Origin of the sequence: Streptomyces subrutilus, from assembly GCF_008704535.1 — a bacterium.
GTDB classification, from domain to species: domain Bacteria; phylum Actinomycetota; class Actinomycetes; order Streptomycetales; family Streptomycetaceae; genus Streptomyces; species Streptomyces subrutilus.
This window is the reverse complement of the sequence record NZ_CP023701.1, coordinates 7271863-7293261: the sequence shown is the minus strand read 5'-3', so window position 1 is coordinate 7293261 and position 21399 is coordinate 7271863. Positions and strand designations below refer to the sequence as shown.

Below are 21399 nucleotides of genomic sequence, written 5' to 3'. Positions count from 1 at the left end.
CCTCCACAGGGATACCCGTACGCCCCGCCCGGGCCGTACGCCCCGCCCGGGCCGCCGCAGGGACACCCCTACCCGCCGGCCCGTCCGCCGTTCACGCCTCCACGCCGGGAACCGTCCCGGGCCCGGATGATCCTGCGGGGCCTCTACAACCCCCTGTACGCCGCCCGGCGGACCTTCCGTCCCGCGCGCCCCGGGATCGTCGACGACCGGGAGGTCCGCAAGCTCCAGCTGTGGCGCACCGGGCTGGGACTCGTCGCCTGGGTGGGCCTGATGGTCACCTACGACGCCGTCGCGAGCGCCGCCGACGTCCAGGGCGTGGCGAGCGAACGCCTCGACCAGAGCTGGTCCAGCGTCCTGGTGCTCGTCTGCACCTTTCCCGTGGTCGTCGGCGCCTTCGTGGCAGCGGCTCGGGACGGGCTGCGCCGGGTGTACCTGCGCCGGGCACTGCGCCCGTTCGGCTCGGTGGTGGCCATCATGGTGTCGATGGGCACGGCCGCACTCGCCATGGCACCGGAACTGGCGGGTCTGCGGGACGCCGTGGGGCTGCCGGGGAGGATCGTCATCGTCGTGATGTGCCTGTGGTCGGTCGTCTTCGCGCTCTACGGCATCGGGCTGTCGCTGGTGCACGTCTTCCGCACCGCCGACATCCACGAAGTGCTGCCGCCGATCCTCGCCGGCGTCCTGGTGTGGGAGATGGCCCTGCTGGACGTGGTCACCGGAGCCTACGGCCAGGTCCCGGCGGGCGCCCGGGCGGTCTTCGTGCTCGGCGCCCCCGTCACGGTGACGGCCCTGTCCTGCTGGGAGCTGCACCGGCTGCGGCGCCACCACGGGCTGACGCTCCGTACGGCCCTGCGCCGCTGACTCCGATGCCGGCCCGAGCCCCGACCCCGGTGCCGGGACGGGGCCGTGCCGTCAGGCGGCGAAGCGGTGGTTGCCGGTGAGCGACCACACCGCGGAGATCCGGCCGTCCGTGACCGCGAACATGTCGATCCCGCTCTTGACGACGACGTCTCCGGCGCCGTCGGCGAGGCTCTCGATCCAGCGGCAGGCCATCTCGCCGCGCTCGGAGTCGACCAGCGGTGCGGCGTCGGCGGCGAACGTCAGGCTGGTGAGGGCCTGGCTGTTGGCCGTGATGAACGACGTCAACTCGGCCTGGCCGAACGCCTTGGCGGAGCCGGTGCCGTCGAAGTCGTCCGCGAAGTACAGCCGGAAGCCGGGGGCGAGGATCCGCTCGGCGAGGGTGACGTCTCCGTTCCAGAGCGCCGTCCACCCCTCCACCAGCCGGGAGCCGGCCTCCCGGGTGAGCGGTGCGCAGTCGGTCGTGGTGGTCGTCGTCACAGACATGGGTGCCTTCCGGGGTCGGTTCGTGGTCACCCAGCCTCCGCGCCGGACGCGACAACGTCCTGTCGGTGTTTGGCCCTCCGGACGGCGGCTCAAGCGAAACTGTAGAGCGTGTCGAGCGTGACGAAATCCTCCCCGAGGCCGCCCAGTCGGGACAGGTCCACCGGCCGCGGCTCCACCGTCTCCTCCAGTGCCCGCGCCTCGCGGATGCGGTCGAGGCGGAAACCGTGCGCGGCGGAGCACAGCCGGCACCAGCCGACGAGGCACCAGGGGTCGCCGCCGAGGAAGCCCAGGGGTTCGACGGTGAGGTCGCTGGTCTCACCCCGCGCGTCGGCGTAGCGCAGGTGCAGCAGCCGGTGGCCCGAGAGGGCCTCGCGCAGGGTGGGCGGGAGCGGGGTCGGCCGAACGGGGTCCGCGGGGAGCCGTACCAGGGAGGCGAGTTCGCGCGCGGCCTGACGGTCGCGCTGCGGCATGACGGCGAACACCTTGTACAGCGCCGAGCGGGCGTCCGCGGCGAACGGCGTCCCGGCCAGTGCGTGCAGGGCGACGGCCAGGGCCGCGGCCTCGGCCGGGGTGATGGTCAGGGGCGGCAGGGTGTGGTCCTTGTCCACCACGTACCCGCCGCTGCGCCCCGGTTCGGCGTAGAGCGGGACGCCGGACTGCTGCAGGGCGCCGAGGTCCCGCTCGATCGTGCGGGTGCTGACGCCGAAGCGCTCGGCGAGCCACCGGGCGCTGCGCGGCCGGGGCGAGACCGCGCGCAACTCCTCCACGAGGGCGTACAGACGCTCGGTACGGTTCACAGCCAAGGACCGTAGCCGATGGGCCGCGCCGCCGGGATGCCGGTGTTCAAGCCTGGCCGCCCGTGACGGGACGGGGGCCGGGACCGGGACCGGGCTAGGATGGGCGGGGCGGGACCGTAGCGCAGAGGTCGACGCGCGCGGTCTCCAAAACCGCGAGGACGCCGGTTCGAATCCGGCCGGTTCCGCCCGCTTGGGACCACGCACACCTCCGCCCCCCGCTCCGTCTCGTTGGGCACCCCCCGCGCATCCCGGCACCGAAGAGCCGCGCGAGGGATCGCGTCCGCGATGTGCGGCGGGCGGGCTATCCGCTGAAGTGGGCCCGGTGTTCGTGCAGGAAGGCGTCGAGGGTGCGGGGTGGGCGGCCGAGGACGTCCGTGACCGTGGTGGTGGGGGTCTCGGGCCGGGCGAGCGCGAGTTGCTGGATCTCCGTCACGTGGTCGGCGAGCCAGGTGGGCATGTGGGCGCGGCGGACGAGGTGCTCGCGCAGGTCGTCCGGGGTGAGGTCGACGTAGCGGACCTGGCGGCCCGTCAGGATGGTCAGACGTGCGGCGAGTTCGGGGTACGAGACGGCTTCCGGTCCGGTCAGGGTGTAGGTGCCGCCCGCGACGTCGGGCCGGGTGAGGGCGGCCGCGGCGAAGTCGCCGATGTCGCGGGAGTCGATGTGGTTGCAGGGCGCGGCGCCCATCGCGCCGAGGATGACGCCTCGGGCGACGGTGGGGGCCAGGCGCAGGAGGTTCTGCATGAACGCGTAGGGGCGCAGGACGGTGTGGGTGAGTCCGCTGGCGCGCAGGTGTTCCTCGACGGCGTGGTGTCCGCGGGAGACGGCGACCGGGGAGTCGGGTTCGGCGGCGGGCGCGGATATCTTCACGATGTGGCCGATGCCGCTGCGGGCTGCGATGTCGATGACGCGGGTTTCGAGTCGGACCTGCGCGGGGCTGTTGGCCAGGGCCAGGAAGAGCCGGCCGGCGCCCCGGAAGGCGGTGTGCAGCGTCTGGGGTTCGGTGGCGTCGGCGTACCGGACCTCGACGAGCGGCCGGTGTGCGGCGGCGATGCCGGGGATGGGCCTGTGCGGGGTACGGGTCAGCGCGCGGACGGGTGTGCCGAGGGCGAGGAGGCTGTGGAGCAGGGCGTTTCCGGTTGCTCCGGTCGCTCCCATGACAACGATCATCGGGTGCTCATTCCTGGGCGGCGTCCCGACGGCGGGCGCCGCCGGGGTGGACGTGGTCGGGGTGGAGGCCGGGATTTCGGGCCGGGTGGCCCCGCGCCGGCGAGCTACGCCAGTGGCGCGGTGACGGTGCCGCGCCAGCGCAGGGTGACGATGGTGGTCGCGAGGGCCGCGGAGACGGGCAGGTCGACGCGCAGGCGCTCCAGCCACGGCGTCGCGGGCAGCGGGGTGTGGACGGGCAGCCACGGGACGGCGAACCACCCCAGCAGGGCTGCCGCGCCGGCGGTGGCGACGACGAGTGCGGCGGTCAGCACGGCGCGCGGTGTGACGGCGGTCCAGCGTCGCGGCCGCCCGCCGTGCCGCAGCCAGGCGCCGACCAGGAGGGCCACGACGGCGGAGGTGCCGGCGATGGTGGTGCAGGCGGCGACGGCGAGGTCGTGCCGGCCGGTGACGACCCCGGCGGTGCCGGCCGTCAGGGCGGGGGCGGCGTAGGCGGTGAGCACCTCGCGCCAGAGGACGAACGGTCGTGCGGGCCGGGGGGCCGCCCGGTTCCGGTGGGGTCTGCGCCTCGTTGCGGGCATGCCGACTTCCTTCTCGTTCAGGTGAGGGTGGGGGAAAGGGGAAGGGGAAGCGAAGGACAATATAATTAGGGAGCTAACCATTGGCCCGTGAAAAGGACCCCGCCTGGCGACGGGGCCGGATGGGACCAGCGGGCGGCCGGCAGCCGGGTCAGTCGGCGGTCAGGGCCGCACTGCCGCGCACGACGCGGGCGAGCAGGTCCAGGAACACCGCCCGTTCGTCGGCGGAAAGGCCTCCCACCATCGCCTCCAGCCGCCCGAAATGATCGGACGCCATGTCCCGGAGGCGCTGCGCACCGCGCGCGGTGAGGACGGCCACCGTCCCCCGGCCGTCCTCCGCGGACGGGCGGCGGGCGATCAGGCCGTCCCGCTCAAGACCGTCCAGCAGGCCGGTGACCGTGGCCCGGGAGACGTCGAGGTCGAGCGCCAGGCGCGACGGGGACTTCTCCCCGCCGTGGTCTTCGAGGTCGGCGAGCAGCCGGTAGCGCCCCGTCGACAGACCGAACCGGGCGAAGTGCGCCTCGGCCGCCCGGCCGACCCTCGCCCCCGCCGAAATCAGCCGCACGGCGACCAGAACCGCCTGCGGATCGACCTCCAGCCCGTAGTGCTCGACCTGCCGCCTGGCCTGGTCCAGCGTGGGCGCCTCGCCGTCGATGCCGTCCCTCGTCATGCAATTAATATGGCAGCTAACCAATTGCTCTGTCAAGGCTCGGTCCGCATGCCGAGGGGCGCCGGCGGCCCCGCCGTCGGTTCCGGACGGCAGCGGTGCCCGAGACCCCCGCGACCGGTGAACTGCGGCCCGCGGGCGGCCGTACCGGCCCTGCCCTCCGCCCGGCCCGCGCCGCGCACCACGCTCCGCGCGGCCGACTTCCCTCCTCCGCCCGTTTCCTCCGCTTCCCCCTTTCACCGGTCTTCCTCTTCGGTGACATTTCCGTTCTAGTGGTCCGTGCCGACTGTCTGTCCGCTCTGCTGAGGAAGGATGGCTATGAGCTCCCTGGAACTTCAGATCCGTGACGCGGGTCCGCTCGACCTGGAGGACGAGCCGATCGCGTTCGAGGACGATGTGGACCCGGGCCGCCGCGTCGAGGCGTGTCTGGCCGACCCGTGGGTCACGGCGACGACCCGGTTCGCCTGCGACTGACCGCGGACGGGCGGCTCCGTGCGCGGGCAAGGGCCCGCGCACGGAGCCGTCCGCGGTCCACGGGTACGACCGGCCCCTCTCGCGGCGTACCCGGCATCGGTGAGCGGCGGGAACGAGGAGGGGCGGTCGGGGAGTGGTGGAGCCGGTCGGGGCGGGACGCGCGCACGGCGGACGCGCCGGGCGCGACGACAACCGCGACAACCGCGACGGCCGCGACGACGTGTCCGCGCGGGACCTGCGGGAACGGCTCGGCGCGCTCGTCGGCGGCCACGGCAGGCGCTGCCGTGCGGACGGGGTCTGGCTCTACCTGTTCGACGCCGCGATGCCCGCGTACGAGCACGGCTGGAAACTTCACCTCTCGGCCAGGCCCGAGGACCTCGCGGCGACGGTGGAGCTGGTCGTGCCGGTCCTGCTGCGGTACACCTGCGACGCCAAGTTCGCCGTGAGCGCCGCGGTGCTGCGGGAGGTGAACAGCGGGGCGGGCGATCCCCACGTCGTGGGCAAGGCCGTCACGGTCTACCCGCGCGCCCGGGACCTCGTGGCGCTCGCGGGCGAACTGGCGGAGGTTCTGGCCGGCCGCCCCGGCCCGCGGGTGCTCAGCGACCGCCGGGTGCGGCAGGACTCCCCCGTCTACTACCGGTACGGCCCCTTCCGGGTCTCGGGCCCCGGCGCGGCCGCCCTCGTCATGACCGGTCCGGACGGCCAGGGCTTCGCCGGCCGCGCGAGCGCCCGCTACCGCCAGCCGCCCTGGGCGGCGGATCCCTTCGGACGGCCCGCCCCCGGCGCCGGCCGGGCCTCGCACCAGGTCGGCGGCCGGTTCCGGCTCACCGCGGGCATCGCCCGTTCCCCGCACGGAGACGTCTACCGCGGCGTCGACGAGACGACCGGCGACCGCGTGGTGGTCAAACAGGCCAGGGCGCACACCGGTGCGGACGACGACGGCGTGGACGCGTGCGGCAGGCTGCGCCACGAGCACGGCGTGCTGGCGGCCCTGGACGGGGTGCACGGCGTGCCCCGGCTCTTGGACCACCTGCGCCACGGCGAGGACGAGTTCCTGGTCATGACCGACTGCGGCCCCGCCGACCTGCGCCGCGAGGTGCTGGAGCGCGGTCCCTACCGGTGGCGGAGCGGCCGCGACGTCACCGCGCTCGCCCACCGGCTGCTGACCGTCCTCGACGCGGTGCACGCGCGCGGGGTCGTGGTGTGCGACCTCAAGCCCGGCAACGTGGTCCTCGACGCCGACGGCGCCGGCCACGTGGTCGACTTCGGGATCAGCGCCCTCGGCGGCTCCCGGCCGGCCGGTGCGACGCGCGGCTACTCGCTGCCCGTGTACCGCGCGGGCCGCGCGCCCGAGCCCGCCGACGACCTCTACGCGCTGGGCGCGACCCTGCACTACGCGCTGACGGGCATGGACCCGGTCGTCGTCGACCCGGATCCCGCCGTCAACCGCGCCCGCACGCTCGCCTGCCTGGCCGCGGCCCTGCCCGGCGCCGCCCGTCGCCCGTTGCGCCGGCTGGTCGCCGCGCTCCTGCTCCCCGACCCCGGCGAGCGGACCGCGGCCGCGCACCGGTTCCGGTCCGGCGGCCCCGCGCTGCCCGGCCCGGCGGCGCGGTCCGGCGGGGGCCGCGTCCCGTCGCCGCCGCGGATCTCCGCCGGCCTGCTGGACGAGGTGATCGCCCACACGGTCGCCACCTGCGTCCGCGCCGTCCCCGGCCTCCTCGCCGCACCGGGCCCCCACCCTCCCGGTTCGTCGTTGACCCTGTACGCGGGCGCGGCCGGCGTCGGCCTGGAACTGCTCCGGCACCTGGACCGGCCGGGTGTGCCACGGGCCGTCACGGAGCTGGCCCGGCGCACCCTGGACCATCCCGAACTGCCGATCCTGGGCGCGGGTTTGTACACCGGCCGCACCGGTGTCGACGTGTTCCTGCGTTCCGCCGCCGCACTGCTCGGGGCGCCCGCGCCCCGGCCCTGCGCTCCCCCGGCGTACGACACCACGGGCGATCAGATCGGCGGAGCGGCCGGCGTCGGCACGGGCCACCTGGTGATGGCCCGGCAGGCGTACGAGGCCGGGCGGACGGAGGAGGCCCGGCACCATCTGAGCGTGGCGGGCGCCTGCGCCGACGCCCTGCCCGCCCCCGCCCCCGCCGACGCGGCGGATCCGCGGTCCGGCCGGCCCGCGTCCTCCTCGGACGCGGCGTACGAGGACGGCTTCGCCCACGGCGCCGCGGGCATCGTCCACTTCCTGCACGCCCACCACCGCCTCTCGGGCGATCCCGCGGTCGGCGCCGCCGCCCGCGGCGCCCTCGCCCGCCTCGCGGCCCGCACCCCGGGGCTGTTGGCCGCGGCGGGCCGGCCCGAGGCCAGCCGGCGCTACGGCTCGTGGTGCCGCGGCCTGGCGGGGGTCGGGACGGTCCTGGTCGAGACGGGGGTCCGGGAGGAGGACGCGGACCTGCTCGCCCTGGGCGTACGGTGCGCCCGCGCCTGCCACCGGCTCGCGCCGGGGATGAGCCTGGTGTCCCAGTGCTGCGGCCTGTCCGGCGTCGGTGAACTGCTGGTCGACGCCGCGTACGCCACCGGCGACGACCGCCTGTGGGACGCGGCCGAGGAGGTTGCCGGGCTGATACTCGCCCGGAGCGGCGGCACGGCGCGCCGTCCGCTGTTCCCCGATCACACCCTCGCGGGCACCGGGGTCGCCTGGGCCACCGGCGGCGCGGGCGTCCTGTCCTTCGTCCGCCGCCTGCGCGCCCGCGGCGGCACGCGCCTGTGCACGCCGGCCTGAGCGGCCGCGGGCCCGCGACTCCACCGACATCGTCGAACTCCCCTTCGATACGCCCTTTTTGTCGTGGAACTGTAACGGTGAGGGGAGCCGGGCAACGGGCGGAGCGGCCGGCCCGTCTGCCGGGTCAGCGAGGCGCACCCGGCGCCTGCGCGCAGGCGCGGATCTCGCCGTACGGGGGATCCACGGGAGGAGAGTTCATGAGCAGGACGAAGAAGACCGCCGTGGCACGGGTGGGCCGGGCGGCCGTGATCGGTGCGACGGGTCTGGCCTCGGTGGCGCTCGCGGCCGTACCGGCGTCCGCCAAGGGCAACGTCGACATCACGGCGCCCCGGACGGCGCACGTCGGCACGGCCTTCACCGTCGCGGCGCACGGCGGCGACGACGCGGCCCGCTACCTGCGGGTGTGTCTGGAGGGCCGCGAAGACGGCGCCGCGTGGCACGGACTGAACTGCGGCGCCGTGACCGAGACGGGCGCCGACGCACGGGTCCACGTACGCGTCAGGGCCACGCACGCCGGCGTGCCGGAGTACCGGGCGGTGGTGTACGGCCTGACCGGCCCGCACGACCGCCACCCCGTGCGCGAGAGGACCTCCGACCCGGTGGCCGTGCACGTCCGCTGACGCACCGGGCGCCCGGCATCCGCCGCGCGCGCCCGCGGCAGCGCCACCGCGGTGGCGCTGCCGGCCGAGCCGCACCCCGAAGAGCCCGCCGCACGTGCCGCAGCGGGGCCGCCGAGAGACGAGGCACGGGGCCGCGGCGGTCGCACCGGGCCCGCTCCGGAGGCCGACCGCTCCGGGCGCTGCCCGTGGCGCGATCCCGCAGGGGGCGCTTGCCCCGCTGCGGGGTGCGTCGGTGAAACTGATCACCGCCGGGCCCGCCGCGCGGAGCACGTCCACTCCGGGACGCGGCCCCGGTACACGAGACGAAGGAGTCGTCCCTTGACCGCACACTTACGCCGAAACACCCGGCCCCGGATGGTCATGGCCCTGGTCACGGCGCTGCTGGGCTTCATCGGCGCCACCGCGTTCGGCACGACCCCGGCGGCCGCGGCCGATCAGCGCCAGGCGGTCTACGCCATCGCGCACCGGGTCGACACCCTGGCCGGCGTGGACGCCGCGCTCAAGCACGGCGCCAACAGCATCGAGATCGACGTGTGCGCCTGGTGGAACCCGAACGAATGGCGCGCCTACCACGACTGTTCCTCGGCCGGTGAGAACCGGCTGGGCCCCAGCTTCGACAGCATGATCGACCGCATCCTCTCCCACGCCAACGCCGGGCGCCGGCTGGCACTGGTCTGGCTGGACATCAAGGACCCCAACTACTGCGGCGAGGAGCCGAACCGCACGTGCAGCGTCGCCGGGCTGCGCGACAAGGCGCAGCGGCTGACGGGTGCCGGGATCCAGGTGCTGTACGGCTTCTACGAGTACCACGGCGGCAGCACCCCCGACGTCGGCGGCCGGGGCTGGAAGAGCCTGGAGGGCAGGCTCGGCGCTCTGGAGGGCATGACCACCACGGGGACCCGCGACCAGGTCGTGGGCGCCTTCAACCGCTCCGGTTCCGGAATCCCGAACGGCCGCCGGGTCATGGACTACGGCGACTCCGACATCACCAGGGGATTCGGCAACTGCACCGAAGCCACCTGGAACACGTGCGCGGAGTTGAAGAAGGGCGCCGGGGACCGCGCCGCCGGACGGCTCGCGGCCACGCTGTCGTGGACGACCACGTACAACGACCCCTGGTACGTCGACAAGCTGCTGGGCGACGCGCGCGTGGACGGCATCATCGCCGGATACGGAGCCTTCACCGGCGTGCGCGAGTACGACGACAGCTGGCAGTGCGCCAACTCCATCACCATGATCCGCGACTGGGTGAACCGGCACGGCTCCACCCACCGCATGGCCACCAGCGGGGACCGCATGTTCAGGTGACCCCCAGGGGCCGCCCCGGACTCCGCACACGCAGCGGACCGGGGTGCCCCACCCCCCCCTCTCGGCTCCGGCGGGCGCCACGCGTCGATTGACAGGGTTTCGCCGCGAGTCCATGATTCCATTAGTTGTCTAGTGGATTTATGAGAAGGGGGAGCCGTGCCAGTGACCACTTCCGACGCGGCCACCGCCCGGTGGGCCCTGGAGGCCGAGGGGCTGGGCAAGAAGTACCGGCGGGGCTGGGCCCTGTGGGACTGCACCTTCCGGGTGCCGGTCGGCCGCGTCGCCGCCCTCGTCGGACCCAACGGCGCCGGCAAGAGCACCCTGCTGGGCCTCGCCACGCAACTCGTCGAGCCGACGACGGGCGAGCTGCGGATCCTGGGCGTGCCCGTGGGCCGCCCGGGATCGATGGCGCGCTGGGCCTACATCGCCCAGGACAAGCCGATGTTCACGTACTTCACGGTGGCGGACACGCTCCGGATGGGGCGCGAACTCAACCCGTCCTGGGACCAGGCGACGGCCCTGCGGATCGTCGAAGGCGGCCGGCTCGCGCCGGGCGCCCGGATCCGGGAGCTGTCGGCCGGCCAGCGGACCCGCGTCGCCTTCGCGCTCGCCTTCGCCGCGCGGCCCGAACTCCTCCTCCTGGACGAGCCGATGGCCGACCTCGACCCGGTCGCGCGGGACGAGATGGGAGCGCTGCTGCTGGCCGAGGCCGCCGAGCACGGGACCACCGTGCTCATGTCCTCCCACCTCCTCGCCGACATGGAGCAGATGTGCGACTTCGTGCTCGTGCTGGACGGGGGCCTGGTTCGGATGGCCGGTGACACCGAAGAGCTGGTGCCCATGCACACCCTCGTCACCGGGATGCTGACGGAGCGGGGCGAGCTGCCCGCCGCGCTCGGCACCCACATCGTCGTCGAGGCCCGCACCCTCGGCCGCCAGTTCAGCGCCATGGTCCGGCGCCAAGGACCGCTGGAGCTGCAGTGGCAGCTGTCCGAACCGAGCCTGGAAGAGGTGCTGCTCGCCTACCTCCGCTCCCCGCGGGCGCCCGCCCTGCTCTCCCCCACCGCGGTCCCCGGCCACCAAGAGGAGTCCGCCGCGTGAGCGCCCCGACCCGGGAGACCGCCACCCGCCCCGCCCCGGCCGCCCGCCCCGGCGGACCGCGCGGCATGGCCTGGCTCATGGTGCGCCAGCACCGCTTCACGCTCCTCTTCTGGACGGCGGCCACGGTGGCCGCGGCCGCCTGGCTGGTCTACCAGCGGTCCGCGATGCTCGACGACCTGCGCGCCGCGGGCCGGGACGGCCGTCCCGTCTTCGAGGCCGACCCGAACCTCTTCCACCGGATCGGCGAGCAACTGAACTCCGCCGGCGGGATGCTGGGCGGCCTGCCGGTCCTGCTCGGCGCGTTCCTCGGCGCGCCGCTCATCGCCTCCGACCGGGAGCAGGGAACGGCCCGGCTGGTCACCACCCAGTCGTTCACCCGGACCCGCTGGCTGCTCTGGAAGCTCGGCTTCGCCGTGGTCGTGGTCGTCGCCACGACACTGCCCCTGAGCCTGCTCTACGCCCGGTGGTCGCGGGCCGCCGGCCCGGCCGCCCTCGACAACTGGCTGGACAGCCCGGTCTTCGACGTCACCGGTCCGATGCTGGTGGCCTCGGCGCTGTGCACGACCGCCCTCGGCATCGCCGTCGGAGCGCTGGCCCGCAGGGCCGTGATCGCCACGATGCTGACCTTCGTGGCCTCCGGCGCCCTGATGACGGCCATCGCCTACCTGAGGCCCGGCCTGGCCACCCCGCGCCGGCTCGTCTACCCCTTCGGCGCCGACCGTCCGGGCGGGTACGACGGGTCCGTCGAGGTCGACCGGTGGATCTCCACCGCGTCCGGAGAGCTCTACGGCTGGAGCACCTGCGTCCACGACGCCGAGCCCGAGGGCTGCCGCGCCCGGCTCGGCATCGTCAACTCCGTGCAGGACTATTTCGGTCACGATCAGATGGCGGGCATGCAGTGGGCCACCGCGGGGGTGTTCCTGGCCCTAGCCGCCGTCTTCGTGACCGCGTTCCTGCTGCGCACCCGGCGCGGTGCGCTCTAGCGGGATTCGGCGGGACAATGAGGTGAAGGACACCAGCGAGCAGCGAGGAGGCGTGCACCGTGGTCCTGTTCCGCATTGAACGGCGCGGCGGCATGCCGGCCTACCTCCAGATCGTCCGGCAGGTGGAGCAGGCGCTGCGCATGGGGGCCCTGACCGAGGGCGACAAGCTGCCCACCGCGGCGCAGGTCGCCGCGACCACCAAAGTCAACCCCAACACCACCCTGAAGGCCTACCGGGAGCTGGAACGGGAAGGCCTGGTGGAGGTGCGGCAGGGTTCGGGCACCTACATCACCCGCTCCCTGGCCGCCCCGCAGACCGCGCCGGAATCGCCCGTCCGCCGCCGCCTCGCGGAGTGGATGGCCGACGTACGGGACCAGGGCCTGACGGCGCACGAGGTGACCGACCTGTTCGCCTCCGTCCGCGACGCCTGCTACCCGCCCACCCACGCCCACCCCTCCCCCGGCCCCCCGGTCGGCCCGGACGACGCCCCGGGCGCGTCCGCTACGGGATGACCCCCGCGGCGGCCTCGGACGCCTCGACGTACCCGTCGGCTGCTCCGCGCGTACCGGCCGCCTCGCCCCGGGAGCAGCGCGTCGGCGCTCCGCCGGCGGCCACCGACCCGGCCGGTCCGGCGGGCGAGGAGCGGGCTCCCGCACGAAGCGGTGCGTGCGGGGGTGCGTCCCGCGCTCGCGAACCCTCTCACCGACTGGTGCGTCAGTCAGCAAGCTCCGATGAATGACACGGGGTCAGGACCGCTCGGCGACGGCGACCACGCCGAGTGGGACGGGAGCGTGCTACCAAGAGCCATGCCTGCACAAGCCGAAGTCTCCAGGGACGTCTACGACGTCGTCATCGTCGGTGGTGGCCACAACGGGCTCGTCGCCGCCACCTACCTCGCTCGGGCCGGTCGCTCCGTGCTCGTCCTCGAACGGCTCGACGTCACGGGCGGCGCCGCCGTCTCGACCCGGGCGTTCGCGGGCGTGGACGCGCGCCTGTCCCGCTACTCCTACCTCGTCTCCCTCCTGCCGTCGAAGATCGTCGACGACCTCGGGCTGGAGTTCGCCGTGCGCAAGCGCTCGGTCTCCTCCTACACGCCCACGGTCCGCGGCGGCCGCGCCACCGGCCTGTTCGTCGGGGGCGGCGAGGAGCGGACCCGCGCCTCCTTCCGTGCCCTCACCGGTTCCGACACCGAGTACGCGGCGTGGCGGGACTTCTACGCGACCACCGGCAACGTCGCCCGCAGCGTCTTCCCCACGCTGACCGAGCCGCTGCCCACCCGGGAGGCGCTGCGGGCCCGGATCGGCGACGACGCCGCGTGGCACATGCTCTTCGAGCAGCCGCTGGGCATCACGCTCGAAGAGCGCTTCCGGGACGACCTGGTGCGCGGCGTCGTGCTCACCGACGCCCTCATCGGCACCTTCAGCAACGCACACGACGCGTCCCTCGCCCAGAACATCTGCTTCCTCTACCACATCATCGGCGGGGGCACGGGAGACTGGGACGTGCCCGTCGGCGGCATGGGCGCCTTCACCGACGCCCTCCTCGGGGCGGCCCGGGGGGCCGGGAGCGAGATCGTCACCGGGCACGAGGTGCTCGGCATCGAGCCCGGCCATCCGCACTCCGTGGTCACCTACCGCACCGGATCGGGCGAGGGCAGCGTCGCCGCCCGCAAGGTCCTGGTCAACGCCTCCCCCGAGGCCCTCGCCGAGCTCATCGGCGACGGGGCGCCGGCCGAACGGGCCGAGGGCGCCCAGCTCAAGGTCAACATGCTGCTGCGCCGGCTGCCGCGCCTGCGCGACACCTCCGTCGACCCGCGCGAGGCGTTCGCCGGCACCTTCCACATCTCCGAGGGCTACGGTCAGCTGGAGACGGCCTACCGGGAGGCCGCGGCGGGTTCGCTGCCGTCGGCGCCGCCCTCCGAGATCTACTGCCACTCGATCACCGACCCCACCGTCCTTTCCCCCGAACTGGCCGGGCGCGGCTACCAGACGCTGACGATGTTCGGACTCCACGCGCCCGCCCGGCTGTTCGCCGCCGACAACGAGGCGAAGCGCGAGGCCCTGCTCAAGTCGGCCCTCGCCGAGCTCGACTCCGTCCTGGCCGAGCCCATCGCGGACTGCCTGGCGGTCGACCGGGACGGCAGGCCGTGCGTCGAGGCCAAGACCCCCGTCGACCTGGAGCACGACCTCCGGCTGCCCGGGGGCAACATCTTCCACCGGTCGCTGGCCCTGCCGTTCGCCGACGAGTCCAGGCCGACCGGCCGCTGGGGCGTCGAGACGGCGCACGAGAACGTGCTGCTCTGCGGGGCGGGCGCGGTCCGCGGCGGCGGAGTCAGCGGCATCCCCGGCCACAACGCGGCCATGGCCGTACTGGAGCGGTAGCCCGCCCGCGTCCCGCGGGAGGCCACGAGCCGAGGACGCCGGCCCACCGCCCCCGAGGTGGGCCGGCGTCCTCCCCTCCCGTCCCCGGCGCGGCCACCGCCCGGGGACGGGGTACCCGTGGCGCACCGGCACGGCCCTGCGCGACGCCATCGACAACGGCTCCGTGCTCGGGGCCCCCGGATGGCCGTCGCGGGGGCGTACGTCGCCGTCGCCGACGCCGCCGCCCGTACCGCGTTCGCCGCCCAGGCACGCGCCGAGGGAGCTCACCACCTCGGTCTCACCGGGGCCCTCGCCCGGGTGCTCGCTCGTTGCCTCTACCGACGGGCCTCGGCACGCTCGGCTCGACGGATGGGGCTACTCGCGCGAGTACCCGGTGGAACAGTGGATGCGGGATGCCAAACTCGAAGAGAGAGAAGAAGGCACCTCGGACATCATGCGCATCGTGATCTCGCGTCACCTGCCCTGACACCGAACCGACAACGAGAAAGGCCGTGCACATGGCACAGCAGGTACGAGGCGTGGTCGCCCGGGCGAAGGGCGAACCCGTCCGGTTGGAGACCATCGTGGTGCCGGACCCCGGTCCGGGCGAGGCCGTGGTGAAGATCAAGTCGTGCGGCGTGTGCCACACCGACCTGCACTACCGGGAGGGCGGAATCAACGACGAGTTCCCCTTCCTCCTCGGTCACGAGGCGGCCGGCACGGTCGAGTCCGTGGGCGAGGGCGTGACCGAGGTGGCACCCGGCGACTACGTGGTGCTCAACTGGCGCGCGGTGTGCGGTGATTGCCGTGCGTGTCGCCGCGGCCGCCCCTGGTACTGCTTCAACACCCACAACGCGAAGCAGCGGATGACCCTGACGGACGGCACCGAGCTGTCCCCGGCCCTCGGCATCGGCGCCTTCGCCGAGAAGACCCTGGTAGCGGCCGGCCAGTGCACCAAGGTCGACCCGGCCGCGTCGCCGGCCGCGGCCGGCCTGCTCGGCTGCGGCGTGATGGCCGGCATCGGCGCCGCGATCAACACCGGCGGTGTCGGCCGCGGCGACTCGGTCGCCGTGATCGGCTGCGGCGGCGTCGGCGCGGCGGCGGTGGCGGGCTCGGCGCTCGCCGGTGCGTCGCGCGTCATCGCCGTCGACATCGACGACCGCAAGCTGGAGACCGCGCGCAGGCTGGGTGCCACGCACACCGTCAACTCCCGTTCGCAGGAGGCGGTGGAGGCGATCCGCGCCCTCACCGGCGGACACGGCGCCGACGTCGTCATCGAGGCGGTGGGCCGCCCGGAGACGTACGAGCAGGCCTTCTACGCGCGCGACCTGGCCGGCACCGTCGTCCTGGTCGGCGTGCCGACTCCCGAGATGCGCATCGACCTGCCGCTCCTGGACGTGTTCGGCCGGGGCGGCGCCCTGAAGTCCTCCTGGTACGGCGACTGCCTGCCGTCCCGGGACTTCCCGATGCTGATCGACCTGTACCTCCAGGGGCGACTGGACCTGGACGCCTTCGTCACCGAGACCATCGAGCTGGACGGTGTCGAGGAGGCCTTCGCCCGCATGCACGAGGGCGACGTGCTCCGTTCGGTGGTGCTGCTGTGAGCGGTGTGCGCGTCGAACACCTGGTCACCTCCGGGACCTTCTCGCTGGACGGCGGCACCTGGGACGTCGACAACAACGTGTGGATCGTCGGCGACGACCGCGAGGTCCTCGTCATCGACGCGGCCCACGACGCCGACGCGATCGCCGCGGCCGTGGGCGACCGCACGGTGCTCGCCGTGGTGTGCACCCACGCCCACGACGACCACGTCAACGCCGCGCCCGCGCTGGCCGACCGGACCGGCGCCCCGATCCTGCTGCACCCGGACGACCGGGTGCTGTGGGACCGGACCCACCCGGACCGGAAGCCCGACGGCGACCTCGCCGACGGTCAGGTCCTGACCGTCGCGGGCACCGCCCTGACCGTGCTCCACACGCCCGGCCACGCACCGGGCGCGGTCTGCCTCCACGCACCGGACCTGGGCGTGGTCTTCACCGGGGACACCCTCTTCCAGGGCGGCCCCGGGGCCACGGGGCGGTCGTTCTCCGACTTCCCGACGATCGTGGACTCGATCCGGGACAAGCTGCTCGCCCTGCCGCCGCGGACCGTGGTCCGTACCGGGCACGGCGACAGCAGCACCATCGGCGACGAGGCACCGCACCTGGACGAATGGATCGCTCGCGGCCACTGAGCCCGAGCGGAACGGAAAGCGGGGGTCCACCGGCGCGGGCCGGTGGACCCCTGCCGCGCGCCGTGGGCCCGCGCCCGGCCCGGCGGCCGCGACAGGGGGTCCGGGTGCGAGCCCCCCGGGGGTGCCGGGATACCCTGCGGGTGCCGATGGGGCCCGGTACGGGTCCCAGGGCCGACCCCGACCGGTCTCCCCGAAAGCGCAGCAGCCCATGCCCGCCATCCTCTCGTCGCGGCCGCCCTCGCCGGCCCGCGGAGTGGTGCGCGGCCTGCGCGCCGGAGTACTGGCCGCCCTGTGCGTGCTGGTGCCCCTGCTGGGCCACCTGCTCGCGCGGGGCCACCTGCCGCGCTGGGCCGTACTGCTGGGGATGGCCGCGGTCGCGGCGCCCGGTGCGGTGCTGCTGACGCGGCGCAGGCTCTCCGACGGCCAGCTCGTGGCGGCGCTGGCCGGTGCCCAACTGGCCTACCACGCGGCGTACGCGCTGCCGGGCGCCTGCGCCGCCGTGACGGGCGCGCGCGCACCTGCGGGCCTGGTCGAGCACGCCTCGGCGGCCGGCGTGCCGCCGGAAGTGTTCGTCGCCGGGCACCTGGTCATGCTGGTGGTCGGTGCGCGGCTGTTCGGGCTGACCGAACGGCTGCTGTGGCACGGCAGGCCCGTCCTGGAGGCGCTGCGCGCCCTGCTCGTGTTCGTCTGGCCGCACCTGCACGCCGGCAACGGGCCGAAGGCGGCCCTGCGCGACCTCGCGGCCGACGCGATGCGGCCGTCCGCCCTCGTCGTCCGGCTGCACCCCGGGCGGGCGCCGCCCCGGCCCGGGCGCGGCCCGATGCCGCGCGGCCCCCGCTCGACGACCGGGCTGTCGCCCGGCGGCGCCCTCCGCCTGGCCTGACGGCCGGGCGAGGGGTCCGGCGGCGGGCTTCGCCGTCTCCCCGCTCCGATCCGGTGCACCGCTCTTCCCGGGCGGGCCGCCCGCACGGCGGCGCACGCCCGCGTCCAGCCCTGCCCCCCTCCTGAGCGGCGTCGGCCCGTGCCGGCCGGCACCGGTCGGGCCGCGGCCGTGACCGTGACCGGACGGTCGGGTGCGCCGTGCGCCACCGCACGGCGCGGCGCACCGGCCGACCTCGCACCGCACCCGGCGGGCCGCCCGCCGCCGCCCCTCCACGGGTCGGCGCGCCCGAGGGCGGGGGCGGCCCGAACGAAGACCACACCACCCCGAGGAATCATGACCACACTCCGGAAGAACCTGTTGGCGCTCGCCGCCGTCCTGGCCGTACTGGGAGCCGCCTTCGCCACGTTCCTGCTCGTCAAGCCGGAGGACCCGGCCGCGGCCGCTCCGAGCCCGCCCGCGGCGGGCGAGGCCCGGGCCGTACGGGAGGACAGCCACCGGCTGACCGACCCGCAGCGCAGCGAGCTGACCCTCGTCGAGTTCCTCGACTTCGAGTGCGAGTCCTGCGGAGCGGTCCACCCGACGGTCGAGAAGCTCCGCCAGGAGTACGGCGACCGGGTCACCTTCGTCGTCCGCTACTTCCCCCTGCCCGGTCACCGCAACAGCCGCACGGCGGCCGTCGCCGTCGAGGCCGCCGCCCGGCAGGGCAGGTTCGAGGACATGTACAAGAAGTTGTTCGCCACCCAGAAGGAGTGGGGCGAGTCGCAGGACTCGAAGGCGGACGTGTTCCGGGCCCACGCCGAGCAGCTGGGCCTCGACATGGCCGCGTACGACGCCTCCGTCGCGGACCCGGCCACGGAGGAGCGGGTCAAGGCCGACCAGCGGGACGGCATGGGCCTGAACGTGCAGGGCACCCCCACCTTCTTCCTCGACGGCCGGCCGATCCGGACGCCCCCCACCTACGAGGCGTTCAAGGCGCTGATCGACGGGGAGCTCGCCCGATGAGGGAGGACGCCCGACCGGACGCCCGCACCGTCGCACCCGACCCGCACGAACGAGGACCCGCCGCCATGACCCCGCCCGCACCGCCCACCTACGACGAGCGGCTCACCGCGCCCCGCACCTGGTGGCTGATCGCCGTGGCGGTCGGCTTCTCCATGGCGCTCATCGTCATGCCGTACGGCGCTCTCGCCGCCCTCGGCGGTTTCGCCGCCGGCACCCTGGTCACCTGCCTGTGGGTCAGCGCCCAGGGCTCGTCGCGCATCCGCGTCACCAGCGGCCTGCTGGTCGCCGACGACGCAAGGATCCCGCTCGGCGCGCTGGGCGAGGTGCACGTCCTGGAGGGCGAGGAGGCCCGTGCCTGGCGGACGTACAAGGCGGACCTGCGGGCCCACATGATGATGCGCGGATTCGTCACCGGAGCGGTGCGCATCGAGAACACCGACCCCGCCGACCCCACCCCCTACGTCTACCTGTCGACCCGCACCCCGCAGGCACTGGCGGACGCCTTGGCGGCGGCGCGCACGCGGTGATCTCCCGCCGGTGCGCGCCGCTTCGGCCGGGCGCACCGGCACGGTCCGCTTGCGATACGGGTCACCGACCCCGACACCGGCGAAGAGGTGGACGCCCTCGACCCCCGGACCACCCAGGGCGTGCTGCTCGGCGCCATCGGCCGGGGCGGCGACCCCTTCGACGGGTTCCGGTCCGCCGACGTGCCGCTCTTCCGGACCACCGACCTCACCGCGATGGCCACCCCCGCCCTGGTCGTCGCCGGTGACAAGGACGACTCCCGGCACTGGACGACCACGGGACCGGACTGGCACGCCGAGCTCACCGCGGCCCACCTCCGCACCGCCTTCCACCCCGGCGACCCCTCGTGGCGGACGGCGCAGGACGCGCTGACCACCGGCCCCGACGCCTTCGGGCGGGTCTGCTCCAAGGCATAGCCGAAGGTCGCGACGGTGGCGGTGGCGGTGGCGGTTCGGCAACCCTGCCGACAGGGCAGGCGGTTCCGTACGCTGGTGGCATGCGCATGCGCCCCACACTGAGCTGGACGCCCACGGAGGACCTCCGGCCCGGCACCACCGATCCGGAGCCGGTCGCCGAGGCGCTGCGGGCGGGCGGCGTGCTCGTGCTCAGCGGGGCGGGCCTGTCCACGGAGTCGGGCATCCCCGACTACCGGGGTGAGGGCGGGAGCCTGCGCCGGCACACCCCGATGACCTACCAGCAGTTCACCGCCGGCCCGCAGGCCCGGCGCCGGTACTGGGCGCGCAGCCACCTCGGCTGGCGCACCTTCGGTCGCGCCCGGCCCAACGCCGGCCACCGGGCCGTGGCGGCGTTCGAGCGGCGCGGCCTGCTCGCGGGCGTGATTACCCAGAACGTCGACGGCCTGCACCAGGCGGCCGGCAGCGAGGCCGTCGTGGAACTCCACGGGAGCCTGGACCGGGTCGTCTGCCTCTCCTGCGGTGACCGCACCGCGCGGCACGCGCTCGCCCGGCGACTGGAGGAGGCCAACGCGGACTTCGAGCCGGTGGCCGCCGGACTCAACCCGGACGGCGACGCCGACCTCACCGACGAACAGGTCGGCGACTTCCGCGTGATGCCCTGCTCGCAGTGCGGGGGCGTGCTCAAGCCCGACGTGGTGTTCTTCGGCGAGGCCGTACCACCGCAGCGCGTCGAGCACTGCCGCGAACTCGTCGGCGCGGCCACCTCGCTGCTGGTCCTGGGCTCCTCCCTGACCGTGATGTCCGGGCTCCGGTTCGTCCGCCAGGCCGCCCGGGCGGGGAAGCCCGTGCTGATCGTCAACCGGGACCCGACCCGGGGCGACGCCCTCGCCGCCGCCCGGATCGCGCTCCCCCTCGGTACGACCCTGACCGCCGTGGCCGACCGCCTCGCCGCTCCCGCCGGCGACCGCCCCACGACCTGACGCCGCACGACCTGACGCCGCACCGCCCCGCGCCTGCCGTCACCTCCCCCCGCGGCCTCCCGCCGACGCGGGCCCCGGTGGGGACGCTGGTCAGCGGGCGCTGCCGAGGGTGCGGTCGGCGGGGGAGCCTTCGAGCATGAGGGTCACCTCCTCGATGCGGCGGAAGCGGCCGTCGGCCGCGAACTCGCCGAACAGGTAGACCTCCGTGCGCACGGTGGAGCCGTCCGCCTTGGTGACGCGGACCGTGTGCCGGTCGGCGTAGCGCGGGCCGTCGTACAGCTCGTCGTGCACCTCGACCGAGCCGCCGGCCACGACGGTGCGGAGGTGGGCGATGTGGGCGAGGAACGCGCCGCGGTCGTCCCAGCGGCCGTCGGTGCGCTGGCGGTAGTCCGGTGCGAAGTGCCGGTCGGCCGCCGCGTGGAGGTCGAGGGACGGATCGAAGAGCAGGTCGGTGAGTGCGGCGGCGATACCGGTGCGGATGGTCACGGCGATGTCCTCTGTCCAGGGGTGCCCACGGAGAAGTGCGTGCGCTGCGCACGCTTCCAACGGAACCCTAACCCATATGCGTGCGGCGCGCACGCTAATGTGGAGGCATGGACCATGACGCGCAGCGCCGCCCGGGCCCCGGCCCGCACCCGAGCTCCGGACCCGGCCCGGGAGATCTGATCGCCGACGCCCTGGGGATACTGCTCAGACGCGGCACGCGCGTCGACCTGCACCGGGCCCTGACGGCCGGCATGGGCGAGGCCGTCGACGAGTTGACCTACCCCGTCCTCAGCGGCCTGGCCAGGTCGGGGCCCCGCAGCGCGGCCGACCTGGCCCCCGAGATCGGGCTCGACCGCTCCGGCGTCACCCGCCGCGCCTCCCGCCTGGAGGAGGCGGGCCTCGTCCGGCGCGCACCGGACCCCGCGGACCGGCGCGCCACGCTGCTGGCCCTCACCCCCGACGGCGAACGCGCGGTGGCCGAGCTGCGCGCGCGCCTGTCCGCCCACATCGAGACGAGCCTCGCCTCCTGGGCCCCCGGCGAGGCCGCGGCCTTCGCGCACCACCTCCGGCGCTTCGTCGCGGACGGCCCCTTCTCCTTCTCCCGGCCGCCGGGAGAAGGGGCCTGACGGCTCCCGCGGCTGCCGCCGACGCACCTCAAGAGCGCGAAGGGTCCCCGGCCCGAGTACCCCCTTCGCTCC

Annotated in this window: 24 protein-coding genes and 1 tRNA gene; 19 read left to right on the top strand and 6 right to left on the bottom strand. The window is 74.7% G+C overall.

Going from position 1 to position 21399, the window contains the following annotated elements; all coding sequences use genetic code 11:
- Positions 1–126 precede the first annotated feature (126 nt).
- Positions 127–861: a hypothetical protein gene (locus tag CP968_RS32560; RefSeq protein ID WP_150521388.1), complete on the top strand. Its 735-nt coding sequence runs from the start codon at positions 127–129 to the stop codon at positions 859–861.
- Between the two features lie 51 nt (positions 862–912).
- Here the strand turns inward: CP968_RS32560 and CP968_RS32555 are convergent, their stop codons facing one another.
- Both CP968_RS32555 and CP968_RS32550 read right to left on the bottom strand, forming a co-directional pair.
- On the bottom strand, positions 913–1344 hold the full coding sequence (locus CP968_RS32555; RefSeq protein WP_150521387.1) for a hypothetical protein: 432 nt from the start codon (positions 1342–1344) through the stop codon (positions 913–915).
- An 89-nt stretch (positions 1345–1433) separates the two neighbouring features.
- Positions 1434–2141: a helix-turn-helix transcriptional regulator gene (locus CP968_RS32550; RefSeq protein WP_150521386.1), complete on the bottom strand. Its 708-nt coding sequence runs from the start codon at positions 2139–2141 to the stop codon at positions 1434–1436.
- A 110-nt stretch (positions 2142–2251) separates the two neighbouring features.
- On the opposite strand from CP968_RS32550, the gene CP968_RS32545 reads away from it, so the two are divergent.
- Positions 2252–2326, top strand: a tRNA-Trp gene (locus tag CP968_RS32545).
- A 116-nt stretch (positions 2327–2442) separates the two neighbouring features.
- On the opposite strand, the gene CP968_RS32540 is transcribed toward CP968_RS32545, so the two are convergent.
- The 3 genes from CP968_RS32540 to CP968_RS32530 all read right to left on the bottom strand — a co-directional run bounded on the left by CP968_RS32540 (position 2443) and on the right by CP968_RS32530 (position 4554).
- Positions 2443–3309 carry an NmrA family NAD(P)-binding protein gene (locus CP968_RS32540; RefSeq protein WP_150521385.1) on the bottom strand — a complete coding sequence of 289 codons (867 nt, stop codon included), beginning with the start codon at positions 3307–3309 and terminating at the stop codon, positions 2443–2445.
- A 104-nt stretch (positions 3310–3413) separates the two neighbouring features.
- Positions 3414–3887 (bottom strand): hypothetical protein, encoded by a 474-nt coding sequence (locus tag CP968_RS32535; RefSeq protein WP_150521384.1) that lies wholly within the window; start codon positions 3885–3887, stop codon positions 3414–3416.
- 148 nt (positions 3888–4035) lie between these two features.
- Positions 4036–4554 (bottom strand): MarR family winged helix-turn-helix transcriptional regulator, encoded by a 519-nt coding sequence (locus tag CP968_RS32530; RefSeq protein WP_150521383.1) that lies wholly within the window; start codon positions 4552–4554, stop codon positions 4036–4038.
- A gap of 315 nt (positions 4555–4869) precedes the next feature.
- Here CP968_RS32530 and CP968_RS34290 point away from each other — a divergent pair, with 315 nt between their 5' ends.
- From CP968_RS34290 to CP968_RS32455, 16 genes are all read left to right on the top strand, one after another.
- Positions 4870–5025, top strand: a complete 156-nt coding sequence (locus CP968_RS34290; RefSeq protein WP_167536721.1) for an SflA family class IV lanthipeptide — start codon at positions 4870–4872, stop codon at positions 5023–5025.
- Between the two features lie 133 nt (positions 5026–5158).
- Positions 5159–7804 (top strand): class IV lanthionine synthetase LanL, encoded by a 2646-nt coding sequence (gene lanL / locus CP968_RS32525; protein WP_229886451.1) that lies wholly within the window; start codon positions 5159–5161, stop codon positions 7802–7804.
- Between the two features lie 197 nt (positions 7805–8001).
- Complete coding sequence (locus tag CP968_RS32520) at positions 8002–8424, top strand: hypothetical protein (RefSeq protein WP_150521382.1); 423 nt, start codon at positions 8002–8004, stop codon at positions 8422–8424.
- Between the two features lie 318 nt (positions 8425–8742).
- Positions 8743–9732 carry a PI-PLC domain-containing protein gene (locus CP968_RS32515; protein WP_229886449.1) on the top strand — a complete coding sequence of 330 codons (990 nt, stop codon included), beginning with the start codon at positions 8743–8745 and terminating at the stop codon, positions 9730–9732.
- Positions 9733–9888: 156 nt separating this feature from the next.
- On the top strand, positions 9889–10833 hold the full coding sequence (locus tag CP968_RS32510; protein ID WP_150521381.1) for an ABC transporter ATP-binding protein: 945 nt from the start codon (positions 9889–9891) through the stop codon (positions 10831–10833).
- The gene (locus tag CP968_RS32505; protein ID WP_150521380.1) at positions 10830–11816 is read left to right on the top strand and encodes an ABC transporter permease; all 987 of its coding nucleotides are present in this window, start codon (positions 10830–10832) and stop codon (positions 11814–11816) included. Before CP968_RS32510 ends, CP968_RS32505 begins: the two co-directional genes overlap by 4 nt.
- A gap of 92 nt (positions 11817–11908) precedes the next feature.
- Positions 11909–12328, top strand: coding sequence for a GntR family transcriptional regulator (locus tag CP968_RS32500; protein ID WP_150522269.1), 420 nt, complete (start codon positions 11909–11911; stop codon positions 12326–12328).
- Between the two features lie 294 nt (positions 12329–12622).
- The gene (locus tag CP968_RS32495; RefSeq protein ID WP_150521379.1) at positions 12623–14197 is read left to right on the top strand and encodes a phytoene desaturase family protein; all 1575 of its coding nucleotides are present in this window, start codon (positions 12623–12625) and stop codon (positions 14195–14197) included.
- Positions 14198–14360: 163 nt separating this feature from the next.
- Entirely contained in the window at positions 14361–14663 is a 303-nt protein-coding gene (locus CP968_RS35450; protein WP_280116707.1) for an acyl-CoA dehydrogenase family protein, read from the top strand.
- 31 nt (positions 14664–14694) lie between these two features.
- Positions 14695–15780, top strand: coding sequence for an S-(hydroxymethyl)mycothiol dehydrogenase (locus CP968_RS32485; protein WP_150521378.1), 1086 nt, complete (start codon positions 14695–14697; stop codon positions 15778–15780).
- Entirely contained in the window at positions 15777–16409 is a 633-nt protein-coding gene (locus tag CP968_RS32480; RefSeq protein ID WP_189828923.1) for an MBL fold metallo-hydrolase, read from the top strand. The genes CP968_RS32485 and CP968_RS32480 overlap by 4 nt, the downstream gene beginning before the upstream one ends.
- A 208-nt stretch (positions 16410–16617) precedes the next feature.
- On the top strand, positions 16618–17292 hold the full coding sequence (locus CP968_RS32475; protein WP_189828922.1) for a hypothetical protein: 675 nt from the start codon (positions 16618–16620) through the stop codon (positions 17290–17292).
- Positions 17293–17625: 333 nt separating this feature from the next.
- Complete coding sequence (locus CP968_RS32470) at positions 17626–18294, top strand: DsbA family protein (RefSeq protein WP_150521377.1); 669 nt, start codon at positions 17626–17628, stop codon at positions 18292–18294.
- A 65-nt stretch (positions 18295–18359) separates the two neighbouring features.
- A complete protein-coding gene (locus CP968_RS32465) occupies positions 18360–18821 on the top strand; it encodes a DUF3093 domain-containing protein (protein WP_150522267.1) in 462 nt (153 codons plus the stop codon).
- A gap of 87 nt (positions 18822–18908) precedes the next feature.
- Positions 18909–19235 (top strand): hypothetical protein, encoded by a 327-nt coding sequence (locus tag CP968_RS32460; RefSeq protein WP_150521376.1) that lies wholly within the window; start codon positions 18909–18911, stop codon positions 19233–19235.
- Between the two features lie 80 nt (positions 19236–19315).
- Positions 19316–20215, top strand: coding sequence for an NAD-dependent protein deacetylase (locus CP968_RS32455; protein WP_150521375.1), 900 nt, complete (start codon positions 19316–19318; stop codon positions 20213–20215).
- Positions 20216–20305: 90 nt separating this feature from the next.
- Here CP968_RS32455 and CP968_RS32450 read toward each other — a convergent pair whose 3' ends face one another.
- Positions 20306–20701 (bottom strand): nuclear transport factor 2 family protein, encoded by a 396-nt coding sequence (locus CP968_RS32450; RefSeq protein ID WP_229886445.1) that lies wholly within the window; start codon positions 20699–20701, stop codon positions 20306–20308.
- Positions 20702–20808: 107 nt separating this feature from the next.
- Between CP968_RS32450 and CP968_RS32445 the strand changes: the two genes are divergently transcribed.
- Complete coding sequence (locus CP968_RS32445; protein WP_150521374.1) at positions 20809–21327, top strand: MarR family winged helix-turn-helix transcriptional regulator; 519 nt, start codon at positions 20809–20811, stop codon at positions 21325–21327.
- Positions 21328–21399: the final 72 nt, after the last annotated feature.